Origin of the sequence: Klebsiella sp. RHBSTW-00484, from assembly GCF_013705725.1 — a bacterium.
Taxonomy (GTDB): Bacteria; Pseudomonadota; Gammaproteobacteria; order Enterobacterales; family Enterobacteriaceae; genus Klebsiella.
Window position 1 is genome coordinate 128,008 of the sequence record NZ_CP055481.1, and the last position, 12,076, is coordinate 140,083.

At 56.5% G+C, this 12,076-nt stretch carries 9 protein-coding genes; 4 read left to right on the plus strand and 5 right to left on the minus strand.

Annotated elements, in window-relative coordinates; translation table 11 throughout:
* Positions 1 to 193: 193 nt before the first annotated feature.
* Both HV213_RS00595 and xanP read right to left on the minus strand, forming a co-directional pair.
* A complete protein-coding gene (locus tag HV213_RS00595) occupies positions 194 to 1,909 on the minus strand; it encodes an AsmA family protein (RefSeq protein WP_181484415.1) in 1,716 nt (571 codons plus the stop codon).
* A 145-nt stretch (positions 1,910 to 2,054) separates the two neighbouring features.
* Entirely contained in the window at positions 2,055 to 3,446 is a 1,392-nt protein-coding gene (gene xanP, locus HV213_RS00600) for a xanthine/proton symporter XanP (RefSeq protein ID WP_110276931.1), read from the minus strand.
* 286 nt (positions 3,447 to 3,732) lie between these two features.
* On the opposite strand from xanP, the gene gltS reads away from it, so the two are divergent.
* A complete protein-coding gene (gene gltS / locus HV213_RS00605) occupies positions 3,733 to 4,935 on the plus strand; it encodes a sodium/glutamate symporter (protein ID WP_181484416.1) in 1,203 nt (400 codons plus the stop codon).
* 315 nt (positions 4,936 to 5,250) lie between these two features.
* Here gltS and HV213_RS00610 read toward each other — a convergent pair whose 3' ends face one another.
* From HV213_RS00610 to HV213_RS00620, 3 genes are all read right to left on the minus strand, one after another.
* Positions 5,251 to 6,273, minus strand: coding sequence for an IS110 family RNA-guided transposase (locus HV213_RS00610; protein WP_181482372.1), 1,023 nt, complete (start codon positions 6,271 to 6,273; stop codon positions 5,251 to 5,253).
* Positions 6,274 to 6,438: 165 nt separating this feature from the next.
* Positions 6,439 to 7,950, minus strand: coding sequence for a glycerol kinase GlpK (glpK, locus tag HV213_RS00615; protein WP_181484417.1), 1,512 nt, complete (start codon positions 7,948 to 7,950; stop codon positions 6,439 to 6,441).
* Between the two features lie 21 nt (positions 7,951 to 7,971).
* Positions 7,972 to 8,823 carry an MIP/aquaporin family protein gene (locus tag HV213_RS00620; protein WP_181484418.1) on the minus strand — a complete coding sequence of 284 codons (852 nt, stop codon included), beginning with the start codon at positions 8,821 to 8,823 and terminating at the stop codon, positions 7,972 to 7,974.
* 443 nt (positions 8,824 to 9,266) lie between these two features.
* Between HV213_RS00620 and zapB the strand changes: the two genes are divergently transcribed.
* The 3 genes from zapB (at position 9,267) to HV213_RS00635 (ending at position 11,807) form a co-directional block, all read left to right on the plus strand.
* Positions 9,267 to 9,512, plus strand: coding sequence for a septal ring assembly protein ZapB (gene zapB, locus HV213_RS00625; RefSeq protein WP_110276935.1), 246 nt, complete (start codon positions 9,267 to 9,269; stop codon positions 9,510 to 9,512).
* A gap of 150 nt (positions 9,513 to 9,662) precedes the next feature.
* Positions 9,663 to 10,652: a sulfate ABC transporter substrate-binding protein gene (locus HV213_RS00630; protein ID WP_181484419.1), complete on the plus strand. Its 990-nt coding sequence runs from the start codon at positions 9,663 to 9,665 to the stop codon at positions 10,650 to 10,652.
* Positions 10,653 to 10,784: 132 nt separating this feature from the next.
* Positions 10,785 to 11,807, plus strand: coding sequence for an IS110 family RNA-guided transposase (locus HV213_RS00635; RefSeq protein WP_181482387.1), 1,023 nt, complete (start codon positions 10,785 to 10,787; stop codon positions 11,805 to 11,807).
* The last annotated feature ends 269 nt before the right edge of the window (positions 11,808 to 12,076 follow it).

Consider the following 12,076-nt stretch of genomic DNA (forward strand, 5'->3'; position numbering starts at 1 on the left):
CTTAAAAAATAAAGAGCGCAGAGGGCGGTTCCCTCTCCCGGCGGGGAGAGGGTTAGGGTGAGGGGAAACTAGGGTGTATACCCGTCATACTTCAAGTTGCATGTGCGTTGGCTGCACTCACTCACCCCAGTCACTTACTCCAGTAAGCTCCTGGGGATTCGGTCACTTGCCGCCTTCCTGCAACTCGAATTATTTAGGGTATAGAAATTGCCGGAGCAGCAGGAGCCTGAGCATCAGTGGCTTCCCCGTTGCGCATCACCTGCGCAACCTGCTGCTTCTCCATATTAATTGCGCTGAGTTGACCATTGACAGTTGGCTTCAGCGGCGCATCCGCCAGCACGCTGCCGGTGGCGGTCAACTGCACGTTACCATCGCCGGAAACCGGCAGCGCTGGCCAGCCCCAGGCTTGCAAAATATTCAGCGGCACGCCGCGACCGTTCAGGCTCAGGTTGACCAGGCGCTGCGGAAGCTGCGATACCGCCGCGGTGGCTTGCAGAATACCGCGCTCGGTAAAGGCGCTAAGCTCGTTAACGTTCACCGTCGAGGCGTTGGCGCTGAGCTTCAACGATGGGCGGCGAACGTCAATGCGGTTAAAGGTGGCGGCAGCGGCGTTCAGCGTTGCGCTGCCGTTCCATATACCCCAACTGCGGTCCTTCACCAGCTGTAGCTCGCCGCCGTAGCCGTCGAGGGCGGTGATCTGCCACGGGAATTCCGGTTCAACATCAATCACCAGATTGCGGCTGGCGCTGAACTTTTTCAGGGTTAGGCTCTGTAACCATTCCGGCAGTTGTTCCATCCATAGTTGCTTCCAGTTGGCCGGCAGCGTGTATTCCAGCCCGGCGAACGCGGCGTCATCCAGTACCAAAGCGTGACTGGCACGCAGCCAGTTGCCGGAAGTGCGCACCATCCCGCCTTCCCAGCGTGAGGTGAACTGACGCAGCGTGATACCCTGCGGCGAAAATCCGGCATTCAGGATAGGGTCGAGGAAGTGCAGCGAGCCGTAAATAAACTCGTTGGCATTCATTGACAGGGTGCCATCCTGGCTTTGCCAGTCGCCATGGCTCAGGGTGAGATTACGCAGGTTAAGATCGAGGCTGCTTACCGCCCAGTCAGGCCCTTGCAGGCTGGCATCGGTCATATCGAGACGGCCAATCTGTAGTGAAGGCAGGGTGGTGAGCGGCGTGAAAAAGTCGGCGAGCGATTTATCGCTTTGCAGGCGGATCTCGCTGAGGCGTAAATTATCGACCTGCCAGCCGCCGTTGGCGTTGCGTTTCGCCGTCCCGGTCATCGTGCCGCGGGCAACATCAGCACCGATGGTCGAGAGCGCCACTTCACCGTTATCGATACTCCCCTGAATCAGCACGTTGCTGGCTTCGATGCCGTTCAGCGTCATCGACCCTGCGCTCATCTGAATCTGCGTTTTTTTACCGAGGACGTTACCCGCTTCCGGTGCCCACGGGCTGACGCCGCCGGTGACGCGCTGAGCGCTGAGATCCCAGTCGCTTTCCGGACTGTTAAACGCCATGTTGCGCAACTGTAGGCGGTCGGCGGCGAACGGTAAGGCTGCCGATGAAGGCGAGAAGTTCAGGGTGCCATCGCTGAGGACAATCTCGTCGGCATGCAGTGGGTCGCTAAACTGGCGGCTGCTAAAGCCGATATCCACCGTTTTAGCCACCAGCGTCGCCGGTTTGCCGTCACGACCAAGGGTGACGTTTTGCAGTTGCAGGTGCATTGGCGAGGAGAAATTGTGGTCCATTTTGTTGAAAGAGACCTTCCAGCCGGTACCGTCGCTTAGCCAGGCACTGGCCTGGCGTGCGCCCCACTGGGTTTGCAGCAGGAAATAAGCCGCAATGATCACCACTAGCAGGGCAATCAGCAGCCAGAGAATCAGCTTTCCGAGAAATTTCATGATCTTCTATCCTGAGCGAGGCACATAAGGCTGTTATGCCCGAATTATGCGCAATCCTCAAGACAGGAATTGTGTAATGAGATGATGTGAGGTGGATGATGTACATGCCCCGGCCAGCATCACGCGGCCAGGGCATCAGGCAGGATTAGTTTTTCTCTGGCGGGAAAACCAGGTTCAGCACGATTGCCGTGATACCACCGGCAGCGATACCGGAGGAGAGCAGGTTTTTCAGCCAGTCAGGGGCGAACTGCAGAATCAGCGGCTGCTGGGAAACGCCAAGGCCGACGGCCAACGACAGGGCGATAATCAGGATCGCGCGGCGGTTCAGCGGTTCGCGGGAGACGATGCGCACGCCGGAGGCGGCGATGGTGCCGAACATCACTAACGTTGCGCCGCCGAGTACCGGCTCAGGGATATGTTGCACGAAGCCGCTTACCGCCGGGAACAGACCGAGCACGATCAGCATCAGCGCGACCACAAAGCCGACGTAGCGGCTGGCGACGCCGGTCAATTGAATCACGCCGTTGTTCTGCCCGAAACAGGAGTTCGGGAAGGTATTAAATACTGCCGAGACGAACGAGTTCAGGCCGTTAGCCAATACGCCGCCCTTCAGACGCTTCATATATAGCGGGCCGGAAACCGGCTGCTCGGAGACGTCGGAGGTGGCGGTGATATCGCCGATAGTTTCCAGCGAGGTAATCATAAAGACCAGCATCAGCGGCAGCAGCAGATTCCAGTCGATGCCCAGGCCGTAGTAAAGCGGCGTGGGTACCATAATCAGGCTGCTGTCGGTTGGCGCGGTATTGGTTGGCAGCATATCGAGGAACCAGGCTGCCAGATAACCCGCAGCCATGGCGATCACCAGCGAGGCGATGCGCAAATAGGGGTTGCGCTGGCGGTTAAGGATAATAATCAGCGCCAGCACGATACCCGCCAGCAGCAGGTTTTTCGGCGCACCGAAGGTGTTATCAGCCATGGCCGCGTAGCCGCCGCCGATAGAAGTGAGGCCAACCTGAATCAGCGACAGACCGATAATCATCACCACCACGCCGGAGACCAGCGGGGTAATGATGCGCCGCGCGAGGTGCAGTACGCGGGAGATGACCATTTCCGTGCAGCTGGCCAGCATCAGGGTACCGAACAGCGCAGCCATCATGGTTGGGACATCGGCGCCGCCGGTTTTCAGCGCGGTACCGCCCATAATCAGCGGCGCGACGAAGTTAAAGCTGGTGCCCTGGATTGAGAGCAGCCCTGAGCCAACCGGGCCCCAGGCTTTAATTTGAATAATGGATGCGACACCGGAGGCGAACAGAGACATGCTGATGATGTGTTGCGTATCCTGAGCCGGGAGGCCCAGAGCCTGGCAAATTAACAGCGCCGGGGTGATGACTGCGACAAACATCGCCAGCAGGTGCTGGAAAGCGGCGAACAGAGTTTGCGGTAGCGGTGGGCGGTCTTCAAGGCGGTAGATTAATTCGCTGACTTGCTTATGCGCAACCGGTTGCGCATTTTCTGACTCTGCGGTGTTAACGGACATCACAACAATCCCAAAGGTGGCAAAGCGGGGATTTTATCGGACTGTAGACCAAAAGCAAACGTTTGCCACTCTTTAGCGATAAATATTTATACAGGGAATAGGCGTTTAATATTTATTAGAATTTTGTATGTCTAATTGCATCAATATCCCTGGGAAATATCTTTTTCTGTCATTTTTTCCGTACTTCTGCTTAAAATCCCCTCCCGATTACTCATGATGAGAAGCAATCGACACCGGGAATACCGTCGCGTGTGAATGGATCATGCGCCTATAAGGAGCTCTTTTTATGTTTCATCTCGATACCTTATCGACGCTCGTTGCCGCAACATTAGTGTTGCTACTGGGTAGAAAACTCGTTCAAACCGTCCCTTTCCTGAAGACATATACCATTCCTGAACCCGTTGCGGGTGGCCTGCTGGTGGCATTGGCCTTACTGGCGCTGAAGAAAAGCATGGATATCGAAATTGATTTCGATATGAGCCTGAAAGATCCGCTGATGCTGGCGTTCTTCGCCACCATTGGCCTGAACGCCAACCTCGCCAGCCTGCGGGCTGGCGGCAAAGTAGTAGGGACGTTCCTGATCGTTGTCGTGGGACTGCTACTGCTGCAAAACGCCCTCGGTATCGGCATGGCGAAGCTGCTGGGCCTTGACCCGCTGATGGGGCTGCTGGCGGGTTCCATTACCCTTTCTGGCGGTCACGGTACCGGCGCGGCGTGGAGTAAATTGTTTGTCGAACGTTATGGTTTCGCCAACGCTACCGAAGTGGCGATGGCTTGCGCAACCTTCGGCCTCGTCCTTGGCGGCCTGATTGGCGGGCCGGTGGCGCGCTATCTGGTTAAACACTCTTCTACACCGGACGGTACGCCGGACGATCAGGTCGCGCCGACCGCGTTTGAAAAGCCGGAAATGGGGCGGATGATTACCTCGCTGGTGCTGATCGAGAGTATCGCGTTAATTGCCATCTGTTTGACGGTCGGGAAGGCGATTGCGCAGCTGTTGGCGGGAACTATATTCGAGCTGCCGACCTTTGTTTGTGTGTTGTTTATCGGCGTGATCCTCAGCAACAGTTTGTCGATGCTGGGCCTGTATCGGGTGTTTGACCGTGCGATCTCGGTGCTGGGCAACGTCTGCCTGTCGCTGTTCCTCGCGATGGCTTTGATGAGCCTGAAGCTGTGGGAGCTGGCGTCGTTGGCGCTGCCGATGATTGCCATTCTGGCGGTGCAGACGGTGGCAATGGCGCTGTATGCGGTGTTTGTGACCTATCGAATGATGGGGAAAAACTACGATGCCGCGGTGCTGGCCGCTGGTCACTGCGGCTTTGGCCTCGGCGCGACGCCGACAGCGATCGCCAACATGCAGGCGATTACCGACCGTTTTGGCCCATCGCATATGGCGTTCCTGGTGGTGCCGATGGTGGGCGCGTTCTTTATCGATATCGTTAACGCGCTGGTCATTAAGCTGTATCTGCTGTTGCCGATGTTTGGCTGATAAAAAACCCGGAGGCGGTGCTGCGCACCTGTCCGTATATGGACACCTCCCGTGATGCAAGCTATTTTTTGTGTGAGTCACCAGGGTAAGTTGCGTTCGTATATCCGGCCTCTCTTTCGGTACCGTCGTACCCGGGCCATGATGTGTTCTGCGCACCTGCTTCCTTTCGGGCTATCGGCTTTGCTTCGCAGGGAGCCTTCGGACAGGCCGGATTTCTCAGGTGCTGGTCTTACCGGTTACTCATCACGCTAAATCGCTTCGCAATCTCACGACAGGGTTACTGCTCTTTTTACTGCATGGCTCACGGGGCGTCGGTTAACCGGCGACCCGTGAACCATGGTAATCTTCTCCGCGACTCATCACCGCCCACGCTATCCGCACATTCTTGTTCGCCAGCGCCACCGTCGCGATATTCCGGTTCCGTCTTTCCGCCACCGACTGCAGCCACTGGCTCCGCCGGTCTTCTTTGCCTGCACATGTCTTCAGAACTGACCGTGCCCCGTGGATGACCAGCGTACGCAGGTAGCTGTCACCCCGCTTGCTGATATGCCCCAGCTGCTGCTTACCGCCGCTTGAGTGCTGCCGGGGAACCAGCCCCACATAAGCCGCCATCTCCCGACCGTTCTTAAACTGCGTCGCGTCACCCAACAACGCCACCATCGCGCTGGCGGTTATCACGCCGATACCTTCTATTTTCATCAGCCGCTGGATGCAGATATCTTCCCGCGCCGCCTCTGCGAGCCGCCGGTCATGCCCCGCCACCCGGTCATCCAGCATCCGCAGCTCTTCGGCCAGCTCGCACAGCAGGCGCATAAACCGGTCATCCCACTGCTCCTGCTGTGACAGTATCTCCGGCAGCGCCTTACGCAACTGGCTGATGCCGACCGGCAGCACCACGCCGAATTCGCCCAGAAAGCCCCGTATCTCGTTGCACAGCGCCGTGCGGCTTTTTATCACTCTGGCCCGCACGCGATGCTCAGCCTGAAGAGTCTGCTGGCGCTCTGTCTTAACCGCGACGAAGCGCATGGCGGGGCGGCTGATGGCTTCACAGATGGCTTCGGCATCGTTGGCATCATTCTTGTTGCCCCTGAGGTAGGGCTTAACAAACTTCGGGGGAATAATGTGCACGGTATGTCCCATGCGGGTGAGTTCGCGGGCCCAGTAGTGGGATGACGCGCAGGCTTCAATCCCGACGGTGCAGGGAGCCAGCTGAGAGAAATAAGCGTGCATGTGGGCGCGGCGGAGAGATTTCCGCACGACGACATGTTCATGGTGATCCACAGCATGGATCTGAAAGACATTTTTTGCCAGGTCAAGACCGATACGTTTAATATTCATGGTGGACACCTCCTCCTGTGGACTGCAGGTAACACTTCCAGTCTGGCACGTTCTGATGCCGTAAGGTGGGAGGTGTCCATCACATCGGGCTACAAGATCGTGCTGTTTGGGGTTTTGTAACCCGGCTAAGGCGTTTACGCCGCAAGCCGGGAATACCTCCACATCTTACGCTTCGTCGTGATCTTCCCACGCTAACGCGCGTTTTACCGCTTTCTTCCAGCCGCTGTAGCGAACGTTACGCTCGGTCGTTTCAATCCCCGGGCGGAATTCACGTTCGATAACCGCTTTCTCCTGCAACTCATCCAGATTCTGCCAGAAACCCACCGCCAGACCGGCCAGATAGGCAGCACCCAGTGCGGTGACTTCGCGCACTTCAGGGCGTTCTACGCGGGTGCCGAGAATGTCGGACTGGAACTGCATCAGGAAGTTGTTGGCCACCGCGCCGCCGTCGACGCGCAGAGCGTGCAGACGGATCCCTGAGTCAGCCTGCATCGCTTCCAGCACGTCGCGGGTCTGATAGGCGATCGACTCCAGCGTGGCGCGAATAATATGGTTAGAGTTCACGCCGCGGGTCAGGCCGAAGATTGCGCCGCGGGCGTACGGGTCCCAGTACGGTGCGCCGAGGCCGGTAAATGCCGGGACCACGTATACGCCGTTGGTATCTTTCACTTTGGTGGCGAAATATTCGGAATCGAACGCATCGCTGATCAACTTCATCTCATCGCGCAGCCACTGGATGGAGGCACCTGCCATAAACACCGCACCTTCCAGCGCATAGTTCACTTCGCCGCGCGGGCCGCAGGCGATCGTCGTCAGCAGGCCGTTTTCAGATTTCACCGCTTTCTCGCCGGTGTTCATCAGCATGAAGCAGCCAGTGCCGTAGGTATTTTTCGCCATCCCTTCTTTAACGCACAGCTGACCGAACAGCGCCGCCTGCTGGTCGCCCGCGATACCGGCGATCGGAATACGCGTGCCGCCTTTACCGCCGATATTGGTCTGGCCGTACACTTCGGAAGACTTGCGTACTTCCGGCAACATGGCGCGGGGGATATCCAGCGCGTCGAGCATTTTGTCGTCCCAGTCCAGCTCGTGGATGTTGAACAGCATGGTACGCGAGGCGTTGGTGTAGTCAGTGACGTGCACGCGCCCCTGGGTCATTTTCCAGATAAGCCAGGTGTCCACGGTGCCGAACAGCAGCTCCCCGCGCTTAGCGCGTTCGCGTGAGCCTTCGACGTGGTCAAGGATCCATTTCACTTTGGTGCCGGAGAAGTACGGGTCAACCACCAGACCAGTAGCCTTGCGAATGTACTCCTCCATACCGTCGCGCTTGAGCTGCTCGCAGATTTCAGCGGTACGGCGGCACTGCCAGACAATCGCGTTATAAATCGGTTTACCGGTTTCGCGCTCCCACACGATAGCGGTTTCACGTTGGTTGGTGATGCCGATTGCGGCGATTTCATCGGAGCTGATATCGGCTTTTGCCAGCACTTCTACCAACGTGGAGCTTTGGGTCGCCCAGATCTCCATCGGGTCGTGCTCAACCCAGCCGGGCTTCGGATAAATTTGTTCAAATTCTCGCTGAGAGACGCTGACGATATTGGCATCGTGATCCATTACAACGGCGCGGGAGCTGGTGGTGCCCTGGTCGAGCGCTACGATATATTTTTTGTCGGTCATAGTATGAGTCCCGTAGTCAGATTACAGCGAAGCGTTGTGTTGCGTTGTAGAGGAGGATGAGGCTTCTTTCTCTTCGACAACGCAGGTGTCGCAAGGCAGGTGGCGGCCAATCAGCTTGCGGTAGCAGAATGCGCCTAGCGCAGCACCGACGATTGGCGCACACAGCGGCACCAGGAAATAAGGAATATCTTTGCCACCCGTGAAGGCGACATCACCCCAGCCAGCAAGCCAGGCGAAGGTTTTCGGTCCGAGATCGCGTGCCGGGTTCATGGCGAAGCCGGTCAGCGGGCCCATGGATGCGCCGATAACGGCGATCAGCAGACCAATCAGCAGCGGTGCCAGCGGGCCGCGAGGCACGCCGTTGCCATCATCGGTCAGCGCCAGAATGACGCCCATCAGGATAGCGGTAATCACCATCTCTACCGCGAAGGCCTGCACAAAATTGATATGCGGGTTCGGGTAAGTGGAGAAAATGCCAGCCAGCTCAAGACTTTCGACGCTACCGCGCACCATATTGTGGCTATGTTCGAAATCGAAGAAAAGATTGTAATAAAGCCCGTAAACTAAAGCCGCAGCGCAAAAGGCGCCAGCGAATTGCGCAATGATAAAAGGAACAACTTTACGTCCGTCGAAGCAGGCAAACAGCCACAGCGCGATGGTGACCGCTGGGTTAAGGTGTGCACCGGAAACCCCTGCGGTCAGGTAAATCGCCATAGCGACGCCCAGACCCCAGATGATGCTGATTTCCCATTGACCGAAGCTGGCTCCCGCGACCTTAAGTGCAGCGACGCACCCAACGCCGAAAAAGATCAACAACCCGGTACCGAGGAACTCTGCGATGCACTGGCCTTTTAGTGTTGATGTTTGGCTCATAATCGAATCCTGAAGCGTAGTGATGATTATTGTATGTGTGAAGGTCGCAGGCGACCACGCTGCCATGTAGGCATAGTGTTAATTTATCGTTAACGAACAAAAACGAGAAATATCGAAATTCAAATGTGTGTACTACGTCAAGAAAATGAGCGTTTTCGCGCCATAAACGCGTATTCGGTCATTTGCGGGTGCGTTTCACCACTCATTTTTTTAACCCATTGATTAACAATTACGAAAAAGTAACGGGAAAAAGCGGTGAACGAACCAGGTAAAGGCCGAAAAGTGTCGCAAACCGCAATCTACGCGGGTTGTCGCTGGACAGGGGCGGCGGGGCTTCATACAATCGACTACATCACCACGGTAGTGCGCTAATTTTCGTTAAGGCGTCAACGCGTATACGAAACGGACGGTTTCTATCAACGCCTTGCAAGTTCAGGAGAGGTATGACGATGTCATTAGAAGTGTTTGAGAAATTAGAATCTAAAGTCCAGCAGGCGATTGATACCATCACTCTGTTACAGATGGAAATCGAAGAGCTGAAAGAAAAGAACAACACGCTGGCGCAGGAAGTACAAAGCGCACAGCACGGTCGTGAAGAGCTGGAGCGTGAAAACGGTCAGCTGAAAGAACAACAGCAGGGCTGGCAGGATCGTCTGCAGGCGCTGCTGGGCCGCATGGAAGAAGTATAATGCTTCTCGCCCTCTCCCGTCCGGGAGGGGGCAAATTTTCCTCGTCATATATACTCACAAGTTATAGCCAATCTTTTTTTATTCTTTAATCATTGGTTCGCTTTCTGGCACGCTTAATTCATCACAACACGACATAAAGAGAGCGGTGCGATGAATAAGTGGGGCGTAGGGTTAACTCTGTTGCTGGCATCCGCCAGCGTTCTGGCAAAAGACATTCAACTATTAAACGTTTCTTATGATCCGACGCGCGAGCTGTACGAACAGTACAACAAAGCGTTTAGCGCGCACTGGAAGCAGGAAACCGGCGATAACGTGGTGATTCGTCAATCCCACGGCGGCTCCGGCAAGCAGGCGACCTCGGTGATCAATGGCCTTGAGGCCGATGTGGTAACCCTTGCGCTGGCTTATGACGTTGACGCGATTGCTGAACGCGGTCGGATCGACAAAAACTGGCTCAAACGCCTGCCGGATAACTCCGCGCCGTATACCTCTACCATCGTGTTCCTGGTGCGTAAGGGCAATCCGAAACAAATTCATGACTGGAACGACCTGATTAAAACGGGCGTATCGGTGATTACCCCGAACCCGAAAAGCTCCGGCGGCGCGCGCTGGAACTATCTGGCGGCCTGGGGTTACGCCCTGCACCAGAACAACGGCGACCAGGCTAAGGCTCAGGAGTTCGTGAAAGCGCTGTTTAAGAACGTCGAAGTGCTGGATTCCGGTGCACGTGGCTCGACCAATACCTTCGTAGAGCGTGGGATCGGCGACGTGCTGATTGCCTGGGAAAACGAAGCGCTGCTGGCAACGAACGAACTGGGCAAAGATAAATTTGAAATCGTGACCCCGAGTGAATCGATTCTTGCCGAGCCGACCGTTTCGGTCGTCGATAAAGTGGTCGATAAAAAAGGCACTCGCCAGGTGGCGGACGCTTATCTGAAGTATCTCTACTCGCCGGAAGGCCAGGAGATTGCGGCGAAGAACTTCTATCGCCCACGTGACCCGGATGTGGCGAAAAAATACGCCAGTGAATTCCCGAAACTGAAACTGTTCACTATCGATGAAGAGTTTGGCGGCTGGACCAAAGCCCAGAAGGAACACTTCTCCAACGGCGGCACCTTCGACCAGATTAGCCAGCGTTAAATAGCCTCTCCTTATCCCCGGTAGCCGGGGGTATGAGGGGTAGCCCGATGTGATGGACACCTCCCACCTTACGGCATCAGAACGTGCCAGACTGGAAGTGTTACCTGCAGTCCACAGGAGGAGGTGTCCACCATGAATATTAAACGTATCGGTCTTGACCTGGCAAAAAATGTCTTTCAGATCCATGCTGTGGATCACCATGAACATGTCGTCGTGCGGAAATCTCTCCGCCGCGCCCACATGCACGCTTATTTCTCTCAGCTGGCTCCCTGCACCATCGGGATTGAAGCCTGCGCATCATCCCACTACTGGTCCCGCGAACTCACCCGCATGGGGCATACCGTGCGCATTATTCCCCCGAAATTCGTCAAGCCTTACCTCAAAGGCAACAAGAATGATGCCAACGATGCCGAAGCCATCTGTGAAGCCATCAGCCGCCCCGCCATGCGCTTCGTCGCGGTTAAGACAGAGCGCCAGCAGACCCTTCAGGCGGAGCATCGCGTGCGGGCCAGAGTGATAAAAAGCCGCACGGCGCTGTGCAACGAGATACGGGGCTTTCTGGGCGAATTCGGCGTGGTGCTGCCGGTCGGCATCAGCCAGTTGCGTAAGGCGCTGCCGGAGATACTGTCACAGCAGGAGCAGTGGGATGACCGGTTTATGCGCCTGCTGTGCGAGCTGGCCGAAGAGCTGCGGATGCTGGATGACCGGGTGGCGGGGCATGACCGGCGGCTCGCAGAGGCGGCGCGGGAAGATATCTGCATCCAGCGGCTGATGAAAATAGAAGGTATCGGCGTGATAACCGCCAGCGCGATGGTGGCGTTGTTGGGTGACGCGACGCAGTTTAAGAACGGTCGGGAGATGGCGGCTTATGTGGGGCTGGTTCCCCGGCAGCACTCAAGCGGCGGTAAGCAGCAGCTGGGGCATATCAGCAAGCGGGGTGACAGCTACCTGCGTACGCTGGTCATCCACGGGGCACGGTCAGTTCTGAAGACATGTGCAGGCAAAGAAGACCGGCGGAGCCAGTGGCTGCAGTCGGTGGCGGAAAGACGGAACCGGAATATCGCGACGGTGGCGCTGGCGAACAAGAATGTGCGGATAGCGTGGGCGGTGATGAGTCGCGGAGAAGATTACCATGGCTCACGGGTCGCCGGTTAACCGACGCCCCGTGAGCCATGCAGTAAAAAGAGCAGTAACCCTGTCGTGAGATTGCGAAGCGATTTAGCGTGATGAGTAACCGGTAAGACCAGCACCTGAGAAATCCGGCCTGTCCGAAGGCTCCCTGCGAAGCAAAGCCGATAGCCCGAAAGGAAGCAGGTGCGCAGAACACATCATGGCCCGGGTACGACGGTACCGAAAGAGAGGCCGGATATACGAACGCAACTTACCCTGGTGACTCACACAAAAAATAGCTTGCATCACGGGAG